Genomic DNA, 24,472 nt, shown 5'->3' with positions numbered 1-24,472 from the left:
GTTGACTCACCGTGACCGTAATTGATAATCTTCACGGTGGTCAGCCCGGCGGCTCCGGCGGGTGGTGCCGCGCCTGGACAGCCGTGGTCGGCTCCATCGACGGAGCCGACGGTGGCGACGCGGGCAGCCGATCCGGGACACAGCAGACAGTCGGGACGAGCGTTCCGCAGGGGGTGCCGCCGTGGCCGCTGATCCGTCCGTGCCGACCGCCGGAGGTCCCGCCGAGGGCGACCTCGCGCTGCACCTGCTCGGCGGCTTCCGCCTCCTGCACGCCACCGCGCACATCGTGGTGCCACGGGGGCTGCAACGGGTGATCGCCCTGATCGGGCTGCGCCCCGGCGCGACCCGCAGCCAGCTCGCCGGACTGCTCTGGCCCGACGTGTCCGAGGAGCGGGCGTTGTCGTCGCTGCGGACCGCTCTCTGGCGGCTGCGGCAGGACCCGTGCTGCCCGATGATCGTGGCCGGCGACACCGTCCGGCTGGCCCCGGCCGTACGCCTCGACGTGGACGACCTCGTCGGGACGGCCGCCCGGGTCCGCAACGGCGACGACCCGCGGAGCACCGCCGGGGCGCTCGCCGCCGGCCGGCACGACCTGCTGCCCGGCTGGTACGACGACTGGGTGCTGCTGGACCGGGAACGGCTGCGGCAACTGCGTCTGCACATGCTGGAGCAGGTGTCCGCCCAGCACCTCGCCGCGGGGCGGCACGGCGAGGCGTTGGAGGCCGCGTTGGAGGCGATGGCCGCCGAGCCGCTGCGCGAGACACCGCACCGGCTGGTGGTGCGCATCCACCTCGCCGAGGGCAACGCGTTCGAGGCCGTCCACGCCTTCTACGTCTACCGGGACCTGCTGCGCCGGGAACTGCGACTCGAACCCAGCCCGGCGATGAGCGCCCTGCTCGACGACACGCTCGCCCCGATCCGCGCGGCCACCCGCCCCGCGACCGCCGGCCAGGACGCCGCCACGCGGCCGTCACCGGCCGGGCGGCGAACGTGACGGTCACGTGACACGACGTGCGGCACGGTGGCCGCATCGAGCACGTGACCACCGGCCCGCGGGTCGGGATCGGCCACCGGCGGAAGGGGTCCCATGAGTCGTCTACTGATCGTCAGTCGGATCATCCCGGGCGCGGAGGGGCGGGTCGCCCAGATCTTCGCCGAGTCCGACGCCACCGAACTGCCCGGCCTCACCGGTGTCACGCACCGGTCCCTGTACGGCCTGCACGACGTGTTCGTACACCTCATCGAGACCTCGGACGTGGATCCGGGCGCTCTCGCCGCCGCCCGCAACCATCCGCTGTTCCAGCAGGTCAACGAACGGCTCGCCGCGCACACCTCGCCGTACCTGTCGACCTGGCGTTCCCCGAAGGACGCCATCGCCGAGTGCTTCTACCGCTGGGACGCGGCCGACGCGGCGGCGCCTCACCCGGCCGGCTGACATGTCCACCACCGGCCCGCACGTCCTGATCATCGGCGCCGGCACCGGCGGTCTGTGCCTGGCGCACGGGTTGCGGCGCGCCGGCATCAGCGTCGCGGTCTACGAGCGGCACCGGCACAGCGGAGAAGGGCTGCTCGGATACCGCGTGGGAATTGGTCCCACCGGCAGCCGGGCACTGCGCGACTGCCTGCCACCCCACCTGTTCGCCACGTTCCTGGCCACCTGCGCCCGGCCGCCGAGCTACTTCAACGTCGTCACGCAGCGGCTGCGTGAGACCGCGTCGTTCGAGCTGCGGCCGGACGCCGATCCCGTGCACACCGAACACTCGGTGGCCCGGACGGTGCTGCGCCAGGTGCTGTTGACCGGCCTGGCCGACGTGGTGCAGTTCGACAAAACCTTCGTCCGGTACGAGCAGCACGACGACGGCACGGTCACCGCCCACTTCGCCGACGGGACCAGCGCCACCGGCGACCTGCTGGTGGCGGCGGACGGCACGCACTCGGCGGTACGCCGCCAGTACCTGCCGCACGCCGTCATCCGGGACGCCGGGACGATCAACATCGCCACTCGCATCCCGCTGACCGCGCAGACCCACGCTCTCGTGCCGGAGCGCGTCGGCAAGGGCATCTCACTGATCTTCGGCGCCGGCGGCACGATGGGCGTGCTGCACGTGATGGAGTTCAAGTGGGACGCGAACCGGACGATCAAGCCCGGCGTCGGCGACGACGACGCCGCACTGCTGCGGTCCTGGTCCGGCCTGTCCGAGCACACCAGCGCCGACTACATCAACCTCATCATCTGGAGCACGGCCCGTCGGTTCCCGTCCGATGTGATGGAACGCCGGGGCGAGGACCTGAAGCGGGTCGCGCTGGACCTGACCCCGAACTGGCATCCGCACCTGCGGGAACTGTTGCGGATCAGCGATCCGGGCAGTGTCCTGCCGATCAGGGTGAGCACGTCCGAGCCGACGCCACCCTGGAAGAGCAGCACCGTCACCCTGCTCGGGGACGCCATCCACACGATGACCCCCGGGCGGGGGGTGGGGGCGAACACCGCCCTGCGCGACGCCCGCCTGCTCTGCCAGCACCTCACCGACGCCGCCGCCGGGGACAAGACGCTCGTGCAGGCCGTGGCGGACTACGAGGCCGCCATGGTGCCGTACGGCTTCGCGCGGGTCGCCGAATCGCTGAACCGCAGCGGCACCAACGGCGAGGACCGGATGTACCGGCCGGTGGTGGGCCGCCTCGCGTTGCTCGGCGCGCGCGGCTACTTCGGAGTGACCAGCCGGGTGCCCCCACTGCGACGCCGTTTCGTCGACGACTTCCACACCTACGAGGGCGACGAGGACTGACCGCGACACCAGCGACCCGGGTACGACGTGTGAGCGTCGTACCCGGGTCGCTTCGTCTGCGGCGGGCGACGGTGGCGGCGTCGGCGCTGGTCGGGGCGTGGCCGTCGGCGCTGGTCGGGGCGTGGCGGCGACCCTGGTGGACGCGACGCTGCGTCACCCGCCGGGCACCCGGCGAGGTGGTGGGCGTCGCCGCGCGCCGTACGGGCGGTCCTGTCTGTCGTCGTCCGATCGCGTGTGCGAAGCTGCGGCGAGTTTTTCTCGTGACTTTCTCGACGAGGTGAGAGGGAGGTTCGCCGTGGAGTGGTCTATCGGACACTCGCTGATAGTGGTCGTGGCGGTGCTGCTGGGCCTGGCTGCCGGATGGTTGCTGCGCGGCCGGCGGGGCGCGGAGGCCACCGCCCGGCCCATCGTGGACGGTGATCCCGTCGCCGGTCTGGCCGTGGTCACCAGCCCGGAGCCACCGGCCACGACCGACGAGGCGCGGCCGGCGGCGACCATCGACCCCGCTCCCGTGGCGGTCGCCGACGAGCCGACCCCGGTGGACACGGTCAGCGCGCCGGCCACCGTGACCACGTCGGACGATTCCGCGCCGAACACCGTCGACCCCGGCGACATGGCTCTCACCGAGGCCCCGCCGACCGTTCCGGCCGCCGAGCGGACCGACGCGGTCGACGAGCCGGGCACGCTCGAGGAGCAGCCCGCCCCGGCGAATGTGGTCGCCCCGCGCCAGCCGCTGGACGACAGCACCGCCACGCCGTCGGACGAGCCCACGGCCACCGAACCGATCGATACGGCACCGGTCGACACCACGCCGATCGACACCACGCCGGCCGACACCACGCCGATCGACGCCACGCCGGCCGAGCCGGCCGACGCCGAGCCGATCGCGGCCGACGCCACCCCGACCGCGACCACGCTGACCGACACGGCAGCGGCCGACGCCACGTCGGTCGAGCAGGCCGACGCCGTTACCGCCGAGAGCGCGTACACCGAAACGACGCCGGCCGACACGACCCCGGCGGTCGCGGCGGGCGTGACGGCGGCGGACGTCGACGAGGCCGAGCCGGCGCGGGCCACGCCGCCGGTCCGCGCGGCCGACGCCCCGCCGGTTCCGGCGGCCACGGCGGACACCGACCCGACGGGCCCGGCGGACGACTTCCGCCGGATCCAGGGTGTGGGGCCGAAGATGGCGACCGCGTTGCAGGAGGCGGGAGTGCGCACCTACCGCCAGCTCGGCGAGCTGGACGAGCCGGCGCTGCGCGACCTGATCCGGGCCGCCGGTCTGCGCGCCGCGCCCGCGCTGGCCACCTGGCCTCAGCAGGCTCGGGTGCTGGCCGGCGCCGGCGACGAGGCGAGCGCCGTCCTGCCCGGTGGCGACCAGGGCTGACGCGTCACCGTGAACCCCCGGCCGTCCGCAGGGACGGCCGGGGGTTCGCTCGTTCCGACCGCCCGACGGACGCCGTGACGCGGAGCCGACCTGACCGCCCGGTCGGGGGACGGTGGGACGAATCGGGAGATGACGGGATGGCCGCTGGCTAGCGTCGGTCGAGGTGGGCCGGACGGTCCGCCGAGTCCACCGGCACCGCAGGAGCGAGCGTGCAGTTCTCCGCGCCGGAGCCCGGGCCCGGTAAGACGCGACCACCGGTACGCGACCCGGATTCCCCCCGCCGGGTGACGCTGCTCGAACTCTTCTTCGACCTGGTGTACGTGGTCGCGCTCGCGCTCATCTCGCGTGGCATGGTCAACCAGCTCGACTGGCACAGCGCCGGACAGGCGTTGATCCTGCTGGCCGCCGTCTGGTGGACGTGGGCGATCACCACCCTCGTCACCGACCTGTACGACCCCGAACGGACCGAGATCAAACTGCTGATCTCCGCCGTCATGTTCGGCGCGCTGCTGATGACCACGGCGATCCCGGAGGCGTTCAACGCGCGCGGCATCGTCTTCGCCGGCACGTACGTGGCCATCCACCTCGGGCGCGGGCTGTTCCTGATGCCGGCCGTGCGTCGCCAACCGCAGACCCAGCGCCGGGCGCTGCGCATCTTCACCTGGTTCGTCGTGTCGGCGGTCCCCTGGATCATCGGTGGGTTCGTCGCCGGTGACGCCCGGATGGCGTGCTGGGCCATCGCGCTCGCCATCGACTACACCGGCTTCCGGCTCGCGTACCCGGTGCCGGGACTCGGGGTGGTGCCGGAGCCGCAGCGCAACGTCACGGCCGAGCACCTCTCCGAGCGGTACCAGCAGTTCTTCATCATCGCGCTCGGCGACGCCATCCTGACCATCGGCACCATGTTCAACCTGGCTCACACCGAGGCGCAGAACATCGGCTCGTTCGCGGTGGCGTTCGTGACCACCCTGCTGCTCTGGCGGATCTACGTCCACAAGTCCGGCCAACTGCTGCCGACGGCCATCAAGATGTCCGGCGCGCCGGGAAAGTTCCTGTTCACCGCCCCGTACACCCACCTGCTGATGATCGCCGGGGTGGTCACCACCGCCGCCGGGTTCGACCTGGTGCTGCACGACCACCCGGGCCGTACGCCGCCGGCCTGGGTGGCGGTGATCCTCGGCGGCCCGGCGCTGTTCCTGCTCGGCCGGTCCTCCTTCGAGTACGAGGTGTTCAGTCGGGTGTCGCCGTCCCGCCCCGGCGGGCTCCTCGCGTTGCTGACGATCGCGCCCGTGGCGATGTACCTGCCGCCGCTGGCCGCCTCGGTCGGCGCGATGCTGGTGCTGGCGGGGGTCGCCTACGCGGACCACCGTCGCAGCCGGGGCAGACCGCCGGAGTCCCCCGCACCGCCGCACTGACGCGGCGGCCGGTCACACCAGCGCGCCCGCGTACCCCCGGGCCCGTAGCCGCTGCCCGGCGGTGTGGCCGAGGCGGACCTGGAGGCCCAGCGGCACGGCGGCCCGGCGGACGTCGTCGACGTGCAGCGAGCCGTGCCGGTCCACGGTCAGCACCGGCGGCTCCTCCAGCTCGCCGACCGGCGCGTGGAAGGAGAGCAGGGTGACCGAGGTGGTGAGGTAGCCCGGGTAGGCGGCGCGGGCCACCGCCTCGTCCGGGTGGGCGAGCACCACCAGGTCGGGCAGGTGGGTGAAGTCGGCGGCGAGCGCGCCGGCCTTCCAGTGGGCCGGCTCGTCGGCGGTCCCCGTGTGGTGCCGGGACCGGTTCGCGGACGTGATGTAGAGGTGGTCGGTGCCGGTCTCGGCGAGCGCCCGCTCGAAGAACGTGTTGGACGGGCACGTGAGGCCGGGTGCGATGACCTGGGCGGTCCGCAGTCCGCCGTCGACCTGCGTGAGGTGGTCGGGCAACCGCTCGGCGGCCGGACCCCGGAAGCCGAACGGCCCGGACCCGTAGAGGGTGTCCATCAGGGCCCGCACCCGACCCACCGGCAACCGCGGCGAGATGCGGGACCAGTCGAACATCCCCGGGATACGCCCGATCACGGTGGTGATGCTGCCGACCTGGTCGACGGCCCGACCCTTGGCCAGATTGACCCGACGGACGGTGGCCGGGTCCGGGCGGGCGACGAGGGCGTAGACGTTGGCGAACGCCACCGCGACGACCGCGCCTCCGGCGAGCGCGCGGGCAGCGACCGCGACGTCGTGGGGGCGGTCGATGTGGAGCGATGGTGTCGGGACGTCCATGGGTCCTCCTCGGCGGGCCGTGAGGCAGTTCTACGTCCGATGCCCCGCGCGGCGGCCGGGTCGGTCGGCGATCCGATAGCCACGCGCGGAGACGTCGTGCGGGTGGCCGATGCCGGCATCGGCCGGTCGGACGATGCGCGGCGGGTGCGACGCGCCCACCGTTAGCGGCGCGACCCGATTGGGTACAACGCCTGCACCTCAAGCTCCACCACAATTCCTTCAGGAGGCAGCGATGCGCGGCACCTCGATACTCGGAGTCATCGTCGTGATCTGGCTGGTGATCGGCGCGGTCGCCGCCGGCCAGCGGGGCTACTACAGCGGCGACGACACCAACTGCGCCGAGGCGGGCACGATCCTGGTCACGATCGTGGCCGGACCGTTGAACTACATCGGGGCCAACCCCAAGGTCGACTGCAAGCTGCCCGAGCCGTCCAAGTAGGACGAAGGCGGTTCACCCGGCCCGCGCCCGTACCGGGCGCGGGCCGTTCGCTGTCCCGGGGTCGACCGCCCGGACGAAGCCTGGCCCGCCGTCGGCGAGGGACCGGATGGGCGGCCGGTCCGGCGATGGTGGGGTCGGCGCCCAGGGTGGGCGCAATGGGGTGAAGCAGCCGAAAGGTGATGTCGGGGCGTTCATCGCGAAGAGGGGACATCTATCCGGCACCCAGCGGCTGACAGCCAAAAAGTTTTGTGGGGTCTCTACAAATCAGCGGCGGTTGGTTCGGCCGTTGCACCATGGCGCCGTCCGCTCCGAGCCGGAAAAGTGATCACTGCCGGGAGTCGTCCTGTCTCGGCACGTACCTATGGTCTACCAAAGGGGTCAGTCGGGTGTTCAACCGTGTCGCCATCGTCAACCGTGGTGAGGCCGCCATGCGGCTCATCCACGCGGTCCGGGAGCTGGCAGCGGAGACGGGCAGCCGGATCGAGACCGTCGCCCTCCACACCGACGTCGACCGCACGGCCACCTTCGTGCGCGAGGCCGACATCGCCTACGACCTCGGTCCGGCGTCGGCCCGCCCGTACCTGAACCTCGCGACGCTCGAGCGCGCCCTGACCGAGACCGGCGCCGACGCCGCGTGGGTCGGCTGGGGCTTCGTCGCCGAGGATCCCGCCTTTGCGGAGCTGTGCGAGAAGATCGGGGTCACCTTCGTCGGCCCGAGCCCGGAGGCCATGCGTCAACTCGGCGACAAGATCGGCGCGAAGCTGATCGCCGAGGAGGTGGGCGTGCCGGTCGCGCCGTGGAGCCGCGGCGCCGTCGAGAGCCTGGCCGCCGCGACGGCGGCAGCGGCCGAGATCGGCTACCCGCTGATGCTCAAGGCGACGGCCGGCGGCGGCGGGCGCGGCATCCGCGTGGTCACCAGCGACGCCGAGCTCGCCGACGCGTACGAGCGCACCAGCCAGGAGGCGGCGCGGGCGTTCGGCAGCGGCATCGTGTTCCTGGAGCGCCTGGTCACCGGCGCCCGGCACGTCGAGGTCCAGGTGATCGCCGACGGCCAGGGCACCGCGTGGGCGCTGGGCGTACGGGACTGCTCGGTGCAGCGGCGCAACCAGAAGGTCATCGAGGAGTCGGCATCGCCGGTGCTCGACAAGGCACAGGCCGCCGAGCTGAAGACGTCGGCGGAGCGGCTCGCCGTGGCGGTCGGCTACCGGGGCGCGGCCACCGTCGAGTTCCTCTACCACCCCGGCGACCGGCTGTTCGCGTTCCTGGAGGTCAACACCCGCCTCCAGGTCGAGCACCCGATCACCGAGCTGACCACCGGATTCGACCTGGTCAAGGCCCAGCTGCACGTCGCGGCGGGCGGCCGGCTCGTGGGTGACCCGCCCATCGAGCGCGGGCACGCCATCGAGGCCCGGCTCAACGCCGAGGACCCCGACCGTGACTTCGCGCCGTCACCGGGGCGTATCGCGCGACTCGACCTGCCCGCCGGGCCGGGCATCCGGGTGGACACCGGCGTCAGCGAGGGCGACACCATCCCGGCCGACTTCGACTCGATGATCGCGAAGATCATCGCGTACGGGCGGAACCGGGACGAGGCGCTGGGCAAGCTGCGGCGGGCGATGGCCGACACCACCGTGATCATCGACGGTGGCGCGACGAACAAGAGCTTCGTACTCGACCTGCTCGACCAGCCGGAGGTCATCGACGCCAGCGCCGACACCGGCTGGATCGACCGGGTCCGGGGCGAGGGCCGGCTCGTCACGCACCGGCACTCCGCGGTCGCCCTGGCCGCCGCCGCGATCGAGTCGTACGAGGAGGAGGAGCGCGCCGAGCGGCAGCGGCTGCTGTCGACCGCCGCCGGTGGACGTCCGCAGGTGCAGCACGCCAGCGGCCGACCGCTGGACCTCAAGCTGCGGGGCGTCACCTACCGGCTGCGCGTGGCCCGGATCGGCGCGCACCGGTTCCGCGTGGGCATCGAGGTGGGCGGCGACGTCCGCACGGCCGACGTCGAGCTGGACCGCTTCGACCGGCACACCGGCCAGATCGCCGTCAACGGCGCGCGGTACCGCCTGCTCACCGGCACCCACGGCCCGACCCACCTCGTCGAGGTGGACGGTGTGACGCACCGGGTCAGCCGCGACGAGGGTGGCGTCCTGCGCTCCCCCATGCCCGCGCTCGTCGTCGCCACTCCGCTGGAGGTGGGCGCCGAGGTCGAGGCGGGCGCGCCGGTGCTGGTGCTCGAGGCCATGAAGATGGAGACGGTGCTGCGCGCGCCGTTCCGGGCCCGGCTCAAGGAGTGCGCCGTCTCGGTGGGCAGCCAGGTCGAGGCCGGCGCGCCGCTGCTGCGGCTGGAGCCGGTCGCCGACGAGGCCTCGGACACCGTGGCCGCTCCGAGCGGCCCCACCGTCGAGCTGGACCTGCCCGCCGCCGACCCCGGTCTGTCGGCGTACGAGCGCAGCCGGCGTGGTCAGGAGGACCTGCGCGGCCTGCTGCTCGGCTTCGACGTCGACCCGCACGACGACCGTCGGGTGCTCGACGACTATCTCGTCGTACGCCGGTTGGCGGCCGAGGACGGGCACCGGCCGCTGGCCGCCGAGGTGGAGCTCATCGACGCGTTCGCCGACCTGGCCGAGCTGAGCCGGAACCGGCCGACCGGCGAGGACGGCGGCGCGCACGCGCGCAGCGACCGGGAGTACCTCCACACCTACCTGCAGAGCCTCGACGTGGAGCGGGCCGGGCTGCCGGACGCCTTCCAGGCCAAGCTCGCCAAGGCGCTCGCCCACTACGGCGTCACCGACCTGGAGCGCTCCCCCGCCCTGGAAGCCGCCGTGTTCCGGATCTTCCTGGCCCAGCAGCGCGCGTCCGTCGACGCCGCCGTCGTGGCGTCGCTGCTGCGCGAGTGGCTGCGGGAGACGCCGCCGGACGAGTCGCTGCGCGAGCCCGCCGGTCTGGCGTTGGAACGGCTGGTGGCCGCCACTCAGGTCCGCTTCCCCGCCATCGCCGACCTGGCCCGGGGTGTGGTGTTCGCCTGGTTCGCGCAGCCACTGCTGCGCCGCAACCGCGCCCGCGTCTACGCGCAGGTGCGGGCCCACCTGCGACACCTGGACGCCCACCCGGACTCGCCGGACCGCGCCGAGCGGGTCGCCGAGATGGTCCGCAGCACCGAGCCACTGGTCCGTCTGCTGGGCCAGCGCCTCGTGCGGCACCACCTCGACAACACGGTCATGCTGGAGGTGCTCACCCGCCGCTACTACGGCAACAAGGCGCTGACGCGGGTGCGGACCCGCGAGGTCGCCGAGTGCTCCTTCGTGGTCGCCGAGCGCGCCGACTCCAGTGTGGTCTCCGCGGCCGTACGCTTCGACGGGCTGGGCGACGCGCTGCGCGGGCTCGCCGAGCTGGCCGGCGCCGAGGACTCGGTCGACGCCGACATCTACCTCGGCTGGGAGAACCAGCCGGAGGACTTCGACGCGATGGCCGCCGCGCTGCGCGAGGTGCTCGCCGCCCATCCGCTGCCGCCGCAGGTCCGTCGGCTCACCGCCACCGTCGCGGGTCGCGGCGGAGCGGTCATGCATCACCACTTCACCTTCCGCCCGTCGGACGCCGGGATGGTCGAGGACCGGCTGATCCGCGGTCTGCACCCGTACATCGCGCAGCGGATGCAGTTGGAGCGGCTGCACAGGTTCGACCTGACCCGGCTGCCGTCGTCGGACGAGGAGGTCTACCTCTTCCAGTGCGTGGCGCGGGAGAACCCGGCCGACGAGCGCCTGGTGGCGTTCGCCCAGGTCCGGGACCTGACCGAGCTGCGCGAGCAGGACGGTCGGCTGGTGGCGCTGCCCACCGCCGAGGACGCGGTGGCGGCCTGCCTCGACTCGATCCGCCGGGCCCAGTCGCGCCGGCCGTCGAAGACGCGCTTCACCACCAACCGGATCGTCGTCTACGTGTGGCCGCCGAGCGAGCTGACCCGCGAGGAGATGGAGATGATCGCCGGGCGGGTGCGCCCGACGACGGTGGGCGCCGGCCTGGAGGAGATCCTGTTCATCGCGCGGCAGCGCGACCGCCGCACCGGCGAGCTGACCAAGATCGCCGTACGGATCTCGTTCGACGCGCAGGGCGGCGCGGAGCTGACCGTGGGTGAGCCGCCCGCCGAGCCCGTCGAGCCGCTCGACGAGTACCGGCTGAAGGTGCTACGGGCCAGCAGCCGCAACACCGTGTACCCGTACGAGCTGACCGGCCGGCTCGGTGAGTTCGTCGAGCACGACCTCGACGACGCGCACGTGCTGGTACCGGTGGACCGGCCGAAGGGGCGCAACCGCGCCGCCATCGTCGCCGGTGTCGTCACCGCCACCACCGCGCGGCACCCGCAGGGCGTGACCCGCGTCGTGCTGCTCGGCGACCCGACGAAGTCGTTGGGCGCGCTGTCCGAGCCGGAGTGCCGGCGGGTGATCGCCGCGCTGGACCTGGCCGAGCGGATGCGGGTGCCGGTGGAGTGGTGGGCGCTGTCCGCCGGGGCCCGGATCTCGATGACCTCGGGTACGGAGAACATGGACTGGGTGGCGGCGGCGCTCAAGCGCATCGTCGAGTTCACCCAGGCCGGCGGTGAGATCAACATCGTGGTCGCGGGCATCAACGTGGGCGCGCAGCCGTACTGGAACGCCGAGGCCACGATGCTCATGCACACCAAGGGCGTGCTGGTGATGACCCCGGACTCGGCGATGGTGCTCACCGGCAAGCAGTCGTTGGACTTCTCCGGCGGCGTCTCCGCCGAGGACAACTTCGGCATCGGCGGGTACGACCGGGTGATGGGCCCGAACGGGCAGGCGCAGTACTGGGCGCCGAACCTGAGCGCCGCGCGGGACGTGCTGATGGCCCACTACGAGCACACGTACGTCGCGCCCGGCGAGGACGCCCCCCGGCGGGTGAGCACCACCGACCCGGTGGACCGGGACATCTCCCCGTTCCCGCACGACGTGGCGGGCAGCCCCTTCCGCACGGTCGGCGAGATCTTCTCCGCCGAGGCCAACCCGGACCGCAAGAAGCCGTTCGACATCCGGACGGTGCTGCGGGCCCTCGCCGACCAGGACCGCCCGGTGCTGGAGCGGTGGGCGGGCATGGCCGACGCCGACACGGCGGTCGTGCAGGACGCCCACCTGGGCGGCATCCCGGTGTGTCTGCTCGGCATCGAGTCGCGGTCGGTGCCGCGCCGGGGGTTCCCGCCCACCGACGGGCCGGACACCTACACGGCGGGCACGTTGTTCCCCCGCTCGTCGAAGAAGGCCGCACGGGCCATCAACGCGGCCAGCGGCAACCGACCGCTGGTCGTGCTGGCCAACCTGTCGGGCTTCGACGGCTCGCCCGAGTCGATGCGCAAGTTGCAACTGGAGTACGGCGCGGAGATCGGCCGGGCGATCGTCAACTTCCAGGGTCCGATCGTGTTCTGCGTGATCTCGCGGTACCACGGCGGCGCGTTCGTGGTGTTCTCGAAGGCGCTGAACCCGAGCATGACGGTGCTCGCGTTGGAAGGCTCGTTCGCCTCGGTGCTCGGCGGCGCTCCCGCCGCGGCGGTGGTGTTCTCCGCCGACGTCAACGCCCGCACGGCGGCCGACGAGCGGGTACGCGCCCTGGAGGCCCGTGTCGCCGCCGCGTCCGGCACCGACCGCGCCGCGTTGACGGCCGAGCTCGACGAGCTGCGGTCCTCGGTGCGGGCGGAGAAGCTCGGCGAGGTGGCCACGGAGTTCGACCGGGTACACAACATCCAGCGCGCCGTGGAGGTCGGCTCGGTGGATGCCGTCATCCGCGCCGCGGAGCTGCGGCCGCGCGTCATCGAGGCGATCGAGGCGCGGCTGAGCGCCTGACCGCCGCCGGTTCCGCGACGTGGGGACGGCGCCGACTGATCGAGTCGGCGCCGTCCCCACTGTCGTTGGTCGACCGGCCACGCCGCTCAGCGGCGAAACTTTCATCCGACGACTATCCACAGTCGCGCAGCTCACCCGACTCTTTTCCGGAAGTTTTCAGAGTTGACGGGGCGCATCGACGGCCATAATGTTTCGAACGAGTTTCCGGTTCTTCGAAGCCACGCCCCCGCGCCCTTTCATCCCGGGCCGCACCCTTCCTTCAAAGATCGACATTTGTCGATCATTATCGAGAGGTAGGCAGATGAAGCCACGACGGTGGATCAGCGCCGGCGTCGTCGCCGTCGCGACCGCTGCGGCATTGAACGCGGTTCCGGCGACCGCGAGCCGGCCGTACGACCCGACCACCCAGACGCTCGCGGCCCTCGGCCAGCGCCACGGCCTGAAGATCGGCACCGCGGTCAACGCGACGGCCGTCAACGACGCCACCGACCCGCGCTACCGCCAGATCGCCGCCACCGAGTTCTCCTCGGTGACCGCCGAGAACGCGATGAAGTGGGAGAGCCTGGAGCCCACCCGGGGCACCTACGACTGGACGGCCGCCGACCAGCTCATCCAGTTCGCCCAGCGCAACCGCCAGAGCGTCCGGGGCCACGTGCTGGTCTGGCACAACCAACTGCCCGCCTGGCTCACCAGCGGCGTCACCGACGGCACCATCAGCAAGCAGGAGCTGCGCGAGCTGCTGCGCAAGCACATCACCACCGTCGTGAACCGCTACAAGGGCAAGATCTGGCAGTGGGACGTCGTCAACGAGGCGGTCAGCGACCCCTGGGACACCCCGTCGACGCTGCACTACAAGGGTTTCTGGGCGCAGAACCTGGGCCCGGACTACATCGCCGACGCGTTCCGCTGGGCCCGCGCCGCCGACCCGAAGGCGCTGCTGTTCTACAACGACTACAACATCGAGGCGTTCGGCTCGGGCAACCCGGCCGACGACAAGACGCAGTTCGTCTACGACATGGCCAAGGGCCTACGTGCCAAGGGCGTCCCGATCGACGGCGTCGGCTCGCAGGGCCATCTGGGCACCCAGTACGGCAACTTCGACACCCTCCAGGTGACCGCCGCCCTCAAGCGCTTCTCCGCGCTCGGTCTGGCCACCGCGTTCACCGAGGTCGACGTGCGCAGCCAGATGACCGAGGGCGTCCAGGCCGGCAACTCCGAGGAGATCAACCCGCGGTTGCAGGCGTCGGCCGCCAACTTCAGCGTGCTGATGAAGGCCTGCCTCGCCGTTCGCGACTGCCTGTCATACACCGTCTGGGGTTTCAGCGACAAGTACTCGTGGGTGCCGGACTGGTTCAACGACCCGCCGGAGGGTCTGGCCACCATCTACGACGAGAACTACCAGCCCAAGCGGGCGTACCAGGAGATCAAGTCGGATCTGATCTTCGCCGGTCCGCCGTACGTCCTGCCGCGCGTCGCGCCTCGACCGCACCGCTGAGAACCGGCACGGGTCGTGCGGGGTCCACCCTCCCCGCACGGCCCGTGTCAGCGCGGCGCGGCCAGGTCGTCACCCGGCAGCAGGGGCCGCATGAACGTCCGCTCGTAGCGCACCACGCAGCCCGACTCGTCGCGGATGGCGTCGGCGGCGACGAACTCCGGGTCGCTGCCGAACCGCGCGCGGTACCGCTCGTACGCCGCCAGGCTCTCGAAACTGAACAGGGCCTCGGCCCGGTCGCTGGCGCCCTCGGCGGGCAGGAAGTAGCCGTGGTGCACGCCGCCGTGCCGGGCCACGAGCCGCATCCACGCGCGGGCGAACCGTTCGAACGCCTCGATCTGCGCGGGATCGATGGTGTAGTGCACGACGCACGTGATCATGGGTTCACCATAGAGCTCCGGACGGCCGGCGATAGGATCGCGGACACCTCGGCGAAGAGTGCCGCCCTGCTGCCGGAGTCCGCATGTCCGACGATCCGCCCGGCGACACCCCCCGCCGCCGGAGCACGACCGTCACCGGTCGGCGCGCGAACGGCCCGTTCCGCGCGGTTCGCCGAGCCCTCGCCGTCGGCTGCCTCGTCGTCGTCGCCGGTGTGCCGGCCAGGCCCGTCCCCGCCTCCCCCGCGCCCACGACCCTTTGGGTGGCGCAGATGAACCTGTGCAACAGCGGTCGCGCCGCCTGCTACACCGGCCGGGCGGTGCCCAGGGCCGCCGAACTGATCAGGGCCGAACGTCCCGACCTGGTCACCCTCAACGAGATCTGCCAGGATGACGTGCCCAGGCTGGAGGCGGTGTTCGCGACGGTCCACGGCCGCGCGAGAGTCACGTCCGCCTTCCAGGCGGCCGGCGACCGGCCCAGCGACGCCGACACGCTGTGCCGCAACGGCCAGGCGTACGGCATCGGTCTGCTGACCCGGCTGCCGTCGGCGGGCAGCCGGTACACCGTGCACAGTGGAATCCACCCGACGCAGGACCTCGCGGACCCCGAGGAGCGACCCTGGCTCTGCGTGCACGTCGACGGGGCGTTCAACGCCTGCACCACCCACCTCGCGGCCACCAGCCACGCCGTCGCGCTCACCCAGTGCGGCGAGCTGATCGACGAGATCCTGCCCGCCATCGTTCGGAGCACCGGCTATGCCCCCACCGTGCTGAGCGGCGACCTCAACCTGCGCCTCGACGACGTAGGGGCCTGCGCGCCACCCGGTCACCCCCGCGTCGGTGACGGCGCGGTGCAGCACCTCGTCACCAGCGCCGACGTCACACTCTGCTGCGCGCGGTCGGTGGGCCTGGGCGGGGCGACCGACCACCCCGCCCTGTTGGCCACCCTCGTCGTCGGCGGCAGTCCACGCTGACGTCGGCCCGTCAGTCCTCGTCGTCGTCCGGTTCGAGGTCCTGCTCGTAGTAGTCCAGGTCGTCCTCGTCCATGTCCTGCGCCGCCAGCGCCTTCTCGGCCTCGGCGGCGCGCCCCTGCGCCCGCAGCGCCAGGGCCAGCACCGCGGTGGCGTCGTACCCGTGCTCGTCGGGGTCCTCGGCCAGCACCTCGCGGGCCTCCGCCTCGGCGCGGGCCGGCTCACCGAGACGCAGCTGCAACCGCGCCCGGTACAGCCGGGCCGAGCGACGATCGTCCGCCAGCTCGTCGCCGTCGAACAGGGTGACGGCCGTGTCGAGCCGGTCGAGCGCCTCGTCGGTACGGCCGGCACGGTTCAGCAACTGCGCGGCGGCCACCTGGTCCCGGCCCAACAGCTCGGCGGAGGCGGGCCGCGCTGCCGCGCCGAGGGCGTCGACGCGCGCCAGCAGCGCCCACGCGACGTCGTCCGGCGGCCGGTTGGCGAGCCGGCCCAGCGCCTTGCGCAGCACCCGCAGCTCGGCGTCGGCGTCACCGTTGGCCCGGTGCCGCTCGGCCGCCGTGACCAGGTGGGTGAACCCCTCCGCACCGTGGAGCAGGTCGGCGGCGTCCTCCAGGACGACCTCCAGCGGCGGCAGCCCGTCGGGCAGGTCCCCGGCCCGGATCAGCTCGGCCAGCACCACCCGCGCGGCGGCGCGGTGGTGGTAGCGCTGGCGGTACAGCTCCCACAGCAGGTGGCGGCAGCGGAGCGCGTCGTCGCGCAGGCCGGCCCGGTCGAGGCTGCGGACCGCCTCCTCGGCGGCCTCGATCGCGTCCTCCTGCCGGCCCGCCTTGCGCAGGGTGTGCGCCACGTCCAGGCGAGTCCGCGCGGCGCCGGCCTGGTCGCCGGCCGCGGTGAGCGCGGCGACCCGTTCCACGAGCGCGGCCAGCGCCGGGTCGGTCGCCTGCTCGGAGGCGGTGACCCGGCCGGCGAGGACGGTGAGTGGAACGTGCTGCGCCACCGGCGTCGCGGTCATGCGCGCCGCGATCCGCTCGCTCTGGTGGCGGTTGCCGTTGCGGACGTCGAACCGGGCGGCGAGGTCGCGGGCCTGCGCGGCCAGCTCGTCGTGGACCTCTGCGACCGTCGCCTCCCAGCGGCGGGTGCCGTCGTCCGAGCGGCGGGACAGCGTCAGGTCGGCGTGGCCCGCCGCGCGCAGCCGGCCGAGCACCAGCGCGGCGGAGGCGGCGAACTCCATCGCCGCGTACGGCGACGATGGGCGCTCCAACCAGCTCAGGTGCCGCTCCACCAGCTCCAGGCCCCGCGCCTCGTTGCCGGTGAGCCCGCAGAACAGCACGTGCTGGGCGAGGTTGTCGAGGTGGTGACGGTCGTCGCGGATGCGGCGGTAGCCGTCGCGGTGCGCCTCGACGGCCTCGTCGAAGCGGCCCGTCCGCAGGTACGGCGTGAGCAGCTCGCTGAGCATCCACTGTGGCTGTTCGGTGCAGCCGCCACGCTTGTACGGCTCCCCGATGGTGATGGCCTCGTCGAACCGACCGAGTGACGTGAGGTGCCGGACCTGCCCCGACGGGACGCACGCCTGGCAGTCGGACATCGAGTCCCGCTTGGCGGTGACCATCCGGTCGTACGCCTCCTGGGCGGCCTCCATGTCCCCGACGTGGTGCGCCACGAGCCAGCGGTGCTGGTGAACCGCGTGCAGGCTGTGCCCGGCGAGCTGGTAGCGCCGCTGCATGTCGTCGAGCACCGCCATGGTGCGCTCCAACGGGATGTCCGGGAACTGGGGCAGCGCCCAGACGATCCACTTGAAGTCCCACAGCAGCGACCGCGCGTGGTAGGCCTCGACCACCTCCGGCTGCCGGTCGAACGTCGCCAGGCACCAGGAGAAGGCGAGGAACGCCCTCGTGGGGTCGCCGCCGTGGTGGAAGTCGCTGATCGCGTTCATCCGGGCCGAGAAGGCGAACGGCACGTCGCCGGCCGCGTCGGCGTGCCGGAAGACCGCGTCCAGCGCGGCGAACCGCGCCGGGCCGCGTGGCAGCGCGTACGCCTGGTTGAGGCGTTCCCGCAGCTCCTGCTCCGAGGTGGTCATCGGGTTCCCTCCATGGCGCGGGCGAGCAGGCCGAGGAACGACTGGTTCAACGCGGCCGTGTCGGCGGGCCGCAGCGGCTGGTGGCCCAGGAGCAGCGCCTGCACGTACAGGCCCTCGATCGCGAGCGTCGTCAGCTCGTCGTCGCCGGTGGCGATGGCCTGCCGGACGAGGGGGTTGCGGTGGTTGAACACGAGCTGCGGTCGCTCGTCGCGGCCCTGGGTGAAGGCGCCGAGGATCGACGACCACAGTTCGTCGGCCTGCTCCTGCCCCTGACGCAGGTCCACCGCCAGGGCGGTGTCACCGTCGAGCAGGTGCAGCGCGGGCATGCTCGCCGGTTCGAAGGCGCGCACCAGCACCTGCACGCCGAGCCGGTCGAGGGTCCGTTGCGCCAGCACGAGGAAGGGGCGTACGGCCAGCTCGACGTCCGGGTCGAGCGGTTCCAGCCGGGTCGCCAGGTCACTCGCCGTGAGGACCTCGGTGGCGACGCCGCTGTCCACGTCGGGCAGCCGACGCACCAGCTCGGCGTCGTAGACGTAGCCCGCGTTCACCACCGCGATCCCCTGGGCGGCGGCGACGGCGGCGAGCTGCCGGAACTCGTCCACCGACGGCGTGTACCGCACCACGCCGTACCGCTCCCGGAACTCGGCAAGGGTCAGCGGGCCCATGTTCGTCTCGAACGGCCACCACTGCTCGACCAGGCGCAGCATCTCGTCGTCGTGCACCGCCAGGGCCTTGACGCCCAGGTGGTGCACCCGCAGGAAGGCCTGGAGGCGACGTGGGTCGCTGCGTCCGAGGCGGGTCATCCAGCCGCGCAGGGTGTCACCCAGCGCGTCGCGGACCTCGTCGAGCAGCGCGTCCTCGTAGAGCGCCTCCCGACTCGCGGTCGGACGCAACTCCGTGGTGTCGACCACGCACCGGACGAAGAAGGCCCACTCGGGCAGCAGCCGTTCGATGTCCTCGGAGAGCAGCATCTGCTTGAGGTACACCCGGTGGGCCACCCGCGACGTCGGGTTGGCCGGCATGGGCAGCACGAACGCCACCCCACGCAGGCCCGCCGCGGGCACCGCCAGGTCGATCACGTCGAAGGGCGGAAAACCGAAGACCTCCTGGGCGTACGCGTCGAGGCGCTCCCGCCGCGCGGTCGCCGGCTCGGCCGGGTCGTTCTCCCAGGGGGCGAGGCCGGTGGTGATGGCCTCGTGCTCGACGTGGACGTCGATCGGCAGCAGCGACCCGTAGAGCGAGGCGATCTCGACGACGGTGTCCCGGCGCAGCCAGTGCTCGGCGCCGCGCCGGGGCACCAGGGTCACGGTGGTGCCCTGCTCGGGGCGTTCCCGCTCGGCCGGGGCGACGTGCAGCTCGTAGCGCCCGTCGCCGTAGCCGATCCACTCGACGGTCGGTGAGCCGGCGGCACGGGTGGACACCCGGATCTCGTCGGCGACCAGGAAGCAGGAGAGCAGTCCGATACCGAACTGGCCGAGGAACTCGTGCCGCGCGAACCCCAGGTCGTCCCGCTTGGAGCTGCGGCCGATCGTGGCGAGCAGCTCGTGCACCTGCGCCTCGGTCAGACCGACGCCGGTGTCCTCGACGCGCAGCGTGCCGTCCCCGGTGGACTCCGGAGGGTAGATGCGGATCGCGCCCGGCGCGCCGGGCTCACCCGCCCGACGGGCGGTGATCGCGTCGACGGCGTTCTGCATCAGCTCGCGGACGTAGACGCGCGGGCTGGCGTACAGGTGGTGACTGAGCAGGTCGACGATGCCGCGCAGGTCGACGTGGAAGGTGTAGCTCACAATCGCTCTCCCATGATCCGATCGGCTGCACACTAGCGGCTGACCTGACGCGCTGGGGGGCACGTTTTCGTCGGACGGCCGTGCCATGCTGCCGCTCATCTGAGGGCGAGGAGCACAACGCATGGTCACGGTGATGGTTCGGGACGAGACGGCGACCGGCAGAGCCGTCGACAGTTGGCCGTTGACGGGCCTGCCGGAGCGCATCTCCGCGCGGGAGCTGGTGCGGCTGCGGGTCCGCGAGGAGGTGGCGCGGTTCAACGCCGCGCAGCCGCGGCACTTCCGGGGCCTGGTGCAGCCGACCGACACGGAGGCCACCCTGAACGGTTACCGGGTCGCCCCGGGCCGGCGGCTCGACTGGGAGGCGCAGGCGGACCGGGCCTGTGCCGCGTTCTCCCACAATGGTTTCCTGCTGCTGATCGGCGACCACCAGGTCGACGACCTCGACGAGGAGATCGACCTGCGGAGCGACCCCGACGTGGCGTTCGTCCGGCTCGTCGCGTTGGTGGGTGGCTGACATGGGTGACTGGACGGCGCTGCTCCCCCACCTGAGCGACGCGGACCGGCGGCAGGTGGAGACCGGTCTCGCCGAGACCGACGAACGGATTCGGGCGGTGCTGCGCATCGTCAGCACCCACTACTGGGGGTCCTCGGTGAGAAACGTGCCCGAATGGTCCACCGTGGAGTCATGGTCGGCCGAGGAACGCCGCCGCGCTGCCCTGGCCATGCACCGGGAGTCGGCGTCCGCGTCGACCCCGACCGCGCTGAACGACGTGGTCCGCGCACTCGCCACCGAGGATGTCCCCTTCACGCGCGCGGACCTGCTCTGGTGCCTGCACGTCGCCGCCGAGGGCGCCTGCTTCGACAACGGCGCCCACCTGGAGCTGCCCGCGGTGATCGCGCCCCGCCTGACGGCCGCCGAGCTGGCCGACCTGGTGCCGGCGCTGTCCGCGATGAGCAGCGAGCTGGTCGACGACTACTTCATCGCGGCGGCGCCCCGGCGACGTGCCGTCATGCTGCTCGGTCGGGCCATCGACCGCGCCACCGGCAGCCGCCTGCCGTCGTCGCTGCTGCACCACGGCGACACCTTCGGGCCCGCTGTCCGCGCCGACCTGGGCACCGATCTCGCCGCACCCGGCGTGCCGGAGCTGCTGGAGCACTGCGCCGCGCTGGACAAACCGGCGGCGACCGCGAAGTGGTTGCGCCGCCTCGACGAACTGCTCGTGGCCGCGCACGGCGGCCGGCAGGTCGTCCGCCGGCTCCTCGACGCGTTCGCCGCCCACGGGCGGAGCGTGCACGACGACACGGACCGCCTTCTGCGCGGGCTGGTCTGGGCGCTGTCCCGCGAGCGCGACGAGCGGGCGACCGAGCTGCTGGCGAGGGCCACCACGGGCGCGGCGTCCGCGCCACGCCAGGCCGCCGGGTTTCCGTACGCCTCGCGGACGGCGATCGCGGCGGTACGACTCCTGGCCGAGCGCGACGGTGACGTGCCGCTGCGTACGCTGGCCCGCCTTGCCGTGACGGTCCGCAACAAGGCGGTGCGCAGCCGGGTCCAGACCGCGCTGACCCAGCTCGGGGCGCGGCGCGGCTGGTCGCTGAGCGAGGTCATGGAGCTGGCCGTCGACGACCACGGGCTCGGACCGGACGGGCGGCTGCGCCGGACGGTCGGCCCGTACGAGGCGACGGTCGAGATCGTGGGCGAGCGGGCGCGCCTGGTCTTCGCCCGCGACGCAGTCGCCCTCAAGGGCGTTCCGGCCCAGGTGAAGCAGTCCCACGAGGACGACCTCACCGAGTTGCGGGGCCTGGTCAAGCGGGTCGGCGCAACCCTGGTCAGCGAGCGGCAGCGGGTGGAGGGGCTGCTGTCCGAGGAGCGCGTGTGGTCGTACCCGGACTGGTCGTCGCGCCTGCTCGACCACCCGGTGACCGGGACCTACGGGCGGCGTCTGCTGTGGGAGACCAGCACCGACGGCCGGCGCTGGACGGCCGGTCTGCCCCAGCGGAACGGCGACGGGTGGACGATCGTCGACCGGGACGGCCACGCCCTTGCCCACGGATCGGTCCGGTTGTGGCACCCGGCCCGCGCGAGCACGGCCGAGGTGCTCGCCTGGCGCGCGCACCTCGTCGCCACCGGCCTGACGCAGCCGTTCAAACAGGCGTTCCGGGAGGTCTACCTCCGCACGCCGGCCGAGGAGAAGACGGACACCTACTCCAACCGGTTCGCCGCGCACATCCTGCGCTACCGACAGGCCAACGCCCTGCTGCGGGCCCGTGGCTGGCAGGCGGGCTACCTGGGCACCTGGGACGGCGGGTACCACAGCGAAGCCACCAAGGTCTTCGGCGGCGGCGCGTGGCGGGCGTCCTTCCACCACGAGCTCGTCGACGACCAGGAGGAGCGCCGCTACGACGTCGAGTACTGCTCGACCGACCAGGTGCGCTTCGCCCGACACGACGGGAAGACGTGGCAACCCGCGCGGATCATCGACGTACCGCCGCTGGTGTTCACCGAGGCCATGCGCGACGTGGACCTGTTCGTCGGCGTCACCTCCATCGCCACCGACCCGCAGTGGGCCGACCGTGGTGAGAATCGTTTCTCCGCCTACTGGCACCGGACGGCGGTGGCGGAGCTGACCCCGTCCGCGCAGGTACGCCGGGACGCGCTCGCCCGGCTGCTGCCCCGGATGGCCATCGCCGACCGGGTGGACCTCGCCGAACGGTACCTGCGGGTGCGGGGCAACCTGCTCACGTACCGCATCCACCTCGGGTCGGGCAACATCATGATGGAGCCCGACGACAGGTACCTGTGCATCGTCGCCGCGCGCGGCCGGACCGGCCGTCTGCACCTGCCGTTCGACGACGACCCCATGCTCGCCACGATCCTGTCCAAGGCGATCATGCTGGCCGCCGACGACCGCATCACCGACCCCACCGTCCTGAGCCAACTGCGGCGCGCGGATTGATGCCAATCGAGCGAGTGGATTACCGGCGCATAGCGAACGAGATCGCCGAGAAGATCAAGATTCGACGCCGGCCCAGTTCAGGGCAGTAGGAGGATGTGCAGGCGGCGGGGGCCGTGCACGCCCTCGACGCGGATCAGCTCGATGTCGCTGGTGGCCGACGGCCCGCTGATCCAGGTCAGCGGGCGCTGCGGCGTCAGTCGCGCGATGGCCTCGGGCACGGTCGCCACGACCTGGTCGGCGCGGACCACGCAGACGTGCAGGTCCGGCAGGAGGCTGAGCACGCGGCGTCCCTGGTCGGGTGAGCCGTCGAGGACGACGGTCCCGGTCTGGGCGATGGCGACGGCGGCGGCGGTGACGACGCCGTCCGCCGCGCCGATCCGCGCGTGGTCGAGGCCGTCGTCGGGCAGCGCGGTCACCGTCGGTGGCAGCCAGGCCGGCGCCAGACCCGGGGGTACGACGACCGTGCCGCCCGCCGGCAGGATGTCGGCGATCGTGTCGGCGACGGCGGCCTCGGTGACCCGGTGCACCTGCGCCCGGTAGTCGGTCAGCCGCTGGGCCAACTGGTCGAGGTCCGCGTCGGCGGCCCGGCGATAGTCGCGTGGCACCGGATCGGCGGGACCGCCGGCGGCGAGCGCGGCGCGCAGTCGGCCGAGGACGAGGTCGCGGGAGGTCACCGCGCGTCCCACCACTCGCGGAACGTCTGGGCCGGCGGCTCGGGCAGGTCCCGGCTGGCGGTCCAGCCGTTCAGCGGCGGGGGCAGGCCCCGACCCCGCCGACCGGCGAGCCGGCTCAGCCGGGCCGCGCCCTGCCCGGCCGCGTACAGCCGGGGTCGGTCCATCGTGTACGCGGCGGCGGCCATCGCGATCGACTCGGCGGTGGGCCGCCGACGCGACTCGACGGCCTCGGCGCGCAGGTGCACCAGCAACTCCGGGATGTTGATTTTCACGGGGCACGCGTCGTAGCAGGCCCCGCAGAGCGTCGACGCGTACGGCAGGGACGCATTGTCCTCGATGCCGGTGAGCTGGGGCGACAGCACCGCCCCGATGGGCCCGGGATACACCGACCCGTACGCGTGCCCGCCGGCGCGCTCGTACACCGGGCACACGTTGAGGCACGCCGAGCAGCGGATGCAGCGCAGCGCCTGCCGGCCCACCTCGTCGGCGAGCACCGCGCTGCGCCCGTTGTCCAGCAGCACCAGGTGGAACACCTGCGGCCCGTCGCCAGGGGTGACGCCCGTCCACATCGAGGTGTACGGGTTCATCCGCTCCCCCGTCGACGCCCGCGGCAGGAGTTGGAGGAAGACCTCCAGGTCACGCCAGGTGGGCACCACCTTCTCGACGCCCATGACGGTGATGAGGGTCTGCGGCAGGGTGAGGCACATCCGGCCGTTCCCCTCGGACTCCACCACGGCGAGGGTGCCGGTCTCGGCGACGGCGAAGTTCGCGCCGGAGACCGCAACCGGCGTACTCAGGAAGGTCTGGCGCAGGAACCGGCGCGCGGCGGCCGCCAGGGCCGTCGGATCGTCGGTGAGCGCGGGGTCGACGCCGGGCATCTCGCGCAGGAACAGCTCGCGGATCTCGGCCCGGTTGCGGTGGATCGCGGGTACCAGGATGTGGCTCGGCCGGTCGTCGCCGAGCTGCACGATCAGCTCCGCGAGGTCGGTCTCGACGGCGGTGATCCCGGCCGCCTCCAGGGCCTCGTTGAGGCCGATCTCCTGGGTCGCCATCGACTTCACCTTGATGACGCGGTCTTCGCCGGTCGCCGTGACGAGGTCGGTGACGATGCGGTTGGCCTCGACGGCGTCGGCCGCCCAGTGCACCACGCCGCCCGCCTCGACGACCTTCGCCTCGAGCTGTTCGAGCAGCTCGGGCAGGCGGTGCAGGGTGTCCGCCTTGATGGCCGCGCCGGCCGCGCGCAGCTGCTCCCAGTCCTCCTGCTCGGCGATCACCGCTCCGGACTTGGCCCGGATCGTCGTGGTCGCGTACCGCAGGTTGCGCCGCAGTTGCGGGTCGGCCAGGCTGCGCCGCGCGGCGGCCGGGAACGTCTCGTCGCCGCGCAGGTGCCCGACCCCGCTCGGCGCGGTCGCCGGCATGCCGAG

At 72.7% G+C, this 24,472-nt stretch carries 16 protein-coding genes and 1 pseudogene; 11 read left to right on the top strand and 6 right to left on the bottom strand.

The features are described from left to right. The first annotated feature begins 181 nt into the window (after positions 1 to 181). The 5 genes and pseudogenes from ACQPZK_RS14570 to ACQPZK_RS14550 all read left to right on the top strand — a co-directional run bounded on the left by ACQPZK_RS14570 (position 182) and on the right by ACQPZK_RS14550 (position 5,588). Positions 182 to 994: an AfsR/SARP family transcriptional regulator gene (locus ACQPZK_RS14570; protein ID WP_433538804.1), complete on the top strand. Its 813-nt coding sequence runs from the start codon at positions 182 to 184 to the stop codon at positions 992 to 994. Positions 995 to 1,087: 93 nt separating this feature from the next. Continuing rightward, positions 1,088 to 1,435: a TcmI family type II polyketide cyclase gene (locus ACQPZK_RS14565; RefSeq protein WP_433538803.1), complete on the top strand. Its 348-nt coding sequence runs from the start codon at positions 1,088 to 1,090 to the stop codon at positions 1,433 to 1,435. A 1-nt stretch (position 1,436) separates the two neighbouring features. After that, a complete protein-coding gene (locus ACQPZK_RS14560; RefSeq protein ID WP_433538802.1) occupies positions 1,437 to 2,786 on the top strand; it encodes an FAD-dependent oxidoreductase in 1,350 nt (449 codons plus the stop codon). Between the two features lie 1,150 nt (positions 2,787 to 3,936). Then, a pseudogene (locus tag ACQPZK_RS14555) lies at positions 3,937 to 4,173 on the top strand (helix-hairpin-helix domain-containing protein); the annotation flags it as partial. 209 nt (positions 4,174 to 4,382) lie between these two features. After that, the gene (locus ACQPZK_RS14550; RefSeq protein ID WP_433538801.1) at positions 4,383 to 5,588 is read left to right on the top strand and encodes a low temperature requirement protein A; all 1,206 of its coding nucleotides are present in this window, start codon (positions 4,383 to 4,385) and stop codon (positions 5,586 to 5,588) included. A 12-nt stretch (positions 5,589 to 5,600) separates the two neighbouring features. On the opposite strand, the gene ACQPZK_RS14545 is transcribed toward ACQPZK_RS14550, so the two are convergent. Continuing rightward, positions 5,601 to 6,428, bottom strand: coding sequence for a hypothetical protein (locus ACQPZK_RS14545; protein ID WP_433538800.1), 828 nt, complete (start codon positions 6,426 to 6,428; stop codon positions 5,601 to 5,603). A gap of 232 nt (positions 6,429 to 6,660) precedes the next feature. Between ACQPZK_RS14545 and ACQPZK_RS14540 the strand changes: the two genes are divergently transcribed. The 3 genes from ACQPZK_RS14540 (at position 6,661) to ACQPZK_RS14530 (ending at position 14,211) form a co-directional block, all read left to right on the top strand. Next, positions 6,661 to 6,867 (top strand): hypothetical protein, encoded by a 207-nt coding sequence (locus ACQPZK_RS14540; RefSeq protein ID WP_306271566.1) that lies wholly within the window; start codon positions 6,661 to 6,663, stop codon positions 6,865 to 6,867. 386 nt (positions 6,868 to 7,253) lie between these two features. Next, positions 7,254 to 12,716 carry a carboxyl transferase domain-containing protein gene (locus tag ACQPZK_RS14535; RefSeq protein WP_433538799.1) on the top strand — a complete coding sequence of 1,821 codons (5,463 nt, stop codon included), beginning with the start codon at positions 7,254 to 7,256 and terminating at the stop codon, positions 12,714 to 12,716. A 301-nt stretch (positions 12,717 to 13,017) separates the two neighbouring features. Then, positions 13,018 to 14,211 carry an endo-1,4-beta-xylanase gene (locus ACQPZK_RS14530; protein ID WP_433538798.1) on the top strand — a complete coding sequence of 398 codons (1,194 nt, stop codon included), beginning with the start codon at positions 13,018 to 13,020 and terminating at the stop codon, positions 14,209 to 14,211. A gap of 47 nt (positions 14,212 to 14,258) precedes the next feature. Here the strand turns inward: ACQPZK_RS14530 and ACQPZK_RS14525 are convergent, their stop codons facing one another. Continuing rightward, positions 14,259 to 14,588: an NIPSNAP family protein gene (locus ACQPZK_RS14525; protein WP_433538797.1), complete on the bottom strand. Its 330-nt coding sequence runs from the start codon at positions 14,586 to 14,588 to the stop codon at positions 14,259 to 14,261. 83 nt (positions 14,589 to 14,671) lie between these two features. Here ACQPZK_RS14525 and ACQPZK_RS14520 point away from each other — a divergent pair, with 83 nt between their 5' ends. Next, positions 14,672 to 15,559: an endonuclease/exonuclease/phosphatase family protein gene (locus ACQPZK_RS14520; RefSeq protein WP_433538796.1), complete on the top strand. Its 888-nt coding sequence runs from the start codon at positions 14,672 to 14,674 to the stop codon at positions 15,557 to 15,559. A gap of 10 nt (positions 15,560 to 15,569) precedes the next feature. On the opposite strand, the gene ACQPZK_RS14515 is transcribed toward ACQPZK_RS14520, so the two are convergent. Both ACQPZK_RS14515 and ACQPZK_RS14510 read right to left on the bottom strand, forming a co-directional pair. After that, entirely contained in the window at positions 15,570 to 17,633 is a 2,064-nt protein-coding gene (locus ACQPZK_RS14515; RefSeq protein WP_433538795.1) for a hypothetical protein, read from the bottom strand. Next, positions 17,630 to 19,420, bottom strand: a complete 1,791-nt coding sequence (locus tag ACQPZK_RS14510) for an HSP90 family protein (RefSeq protein WP_433538794.1) — start codon at positions 19,418 to 19,420, stop codon at positions 17,630 to 17,632. Before ACQPZK_RS14510 ends, ACQPZK_RS14515 begins: the two co-directional genes overlap by 4 nt. 121 nt (positions 19,421 to 19,541) lie before the next feature. Between ACQPZK_RS14510 and ACQPZK_RS14505 the strand changes: the two genes are divergently transcribed. After that, positions 19,542 to 19,934, top strand: a complete 393-nt coding sequence (locus ACQPZK_RS14505; RefSeq protein ID WP_433538793.1) for a hypothetical protein — start codon at positions 19,542 to 19,544, stop codon at positions 19,932 to 19,934. Position 19,935: 1 nt separating this feature from the next. Continuing rightward, on the top strand, positions 19,936 to 22,374 hold the full coding sequence (locus ACQPZK_RS14500) for a DUF4132 domain-containing protein (RefSeq protein WP_433539212.1): 2,439 nt from the start codon (positions 19,936 to 19,938) through the stop codon (positions 22,372 to 22,374). Between the two features lie 77 nt (positions 22,375 to 22,451). On the opposite strand, the gene ACQPZK_RS14495 is transcribed toward ACQPZK_RS14500, so the two are convergent. Further along, positions 22,452 to 23,048 (bottom strand): LutC/YkgG family protein, encoded by a 597-nt coding sequence (locus tag ACQPZK_RS14495; protein ID WP_433538792.1) that lies wholly within the window; start codon positions 23,046 to 23,048, stop codon positions 22,452 to 22,454. Then, the gene (locus ACQPZK_RS14490) at positions 23,045 to 24,466 is read right to left on the bottom strand and encodes a LutB/LldF family L-lactate oxidation iron-sulfur protein (RefSeq protein ID WP_433539211.1); all 1,422 of its coding nucleotides are present in this window, start codon (positions 24,464 to 24,466) and stop codon (positions 23,045 to 23,047) included. Before ACQPZK_RS14490 ends, ACQPZK_RS14495 begins: the two co-directional genes overlap by 4 nt. Positions 24,467 to 24,472: the final 6 nt, after the last annotated feature.

It is taken from the genome of Micromonospora sp. CA-249363 (assembly GCF_050950185.1).
In the GTDB taxonomy this organism is placed as follows: domain Bacteria; phylum Actinomycetota; class Actinomycetes; order Mycobacteriales; family Micromonosporaceae; genus Micromonospora.
This window is presented reverse-complemented; position numbering and strand designations above follow the sequence as displayed.

Coding starts and splice junctions, on each gene's coding strand:
- ACQPZK_RS14565 (WP_433538803.1), top strand. CDS start 1,088: ATGAGTCGTCTACTGATCGTCAGTCGGATCATCCCGGGCGCGGAGGGG.
- ACQPZK_RS14560 (WP_433538802.1), top strand. CDS start 1,437: ATGTCCACCACCGGCCCGCACGTCCTGATCATCGGCGCCGGCACCGGC.
- ACQPZK_RS14545 (WP_433538800.1), bottom strand. CDS start 6,428: ATGGACGTCCCGACACCATCGCTCCACATCGACCGCCCCCACGACGTC.
- ACQPZK_RS14540 (WP_306271566.1), top strand. CDS start 6,661: ATGCGCGGCACCTCGATACTCGGAGTCATCGTCGTGATCTGGCTGGTG.
- ACQPZK_RS14530 (WP_433538798.1), top strand. CDS start 13,018: ATGAAGCCACGACGGTGGATCAGCGCCGGCGTCGTCGCCGTCGCGACC.
- ACQPZK_RS14525 (WP_433538797.1), bottom strand. CDS start 14,588: ATGATCACGTGCGTCGTGCACTACACCATCGATCCCGCGCAGATCGAG.
- ACQPZK_RS14520 (WP_433538796.1), top strand. CDS start 14,672: ATGTCCGACGATCCGCCCGGCGACACCCCCCGCCGCCGGAGCACGACC.
- ACQPZK_RS14515 (WP_433538795.1), bottom strand. CDS start 17,633: ATGACCACCTCGGAGCAGGAGCTGCGGGAACGCCTCAACCAGGCGTAC.
- ACQPZK_RS14505 (WP_433538793.1), top strand. CDS start 19,542: ATGGTCACGGTGATGGTTCGGGACGAGACGGCGACCGGCAGAGCCGTC.
- ACQPZK_RS14500 (WP_433539212.1), top strand. CDS start 19,936: ATGGGTGACTGGACGGCGCTGCTCCCCCACCTGAGCGACGCGGACCGG.
- ACQPZK_RS14490 (WP_433539211.1), bottom strand. CDS start 24,466: ATGCCGGCGACCGCGCCGAGCGGGGTCGGGCACCTGCGCGGCGACGAG.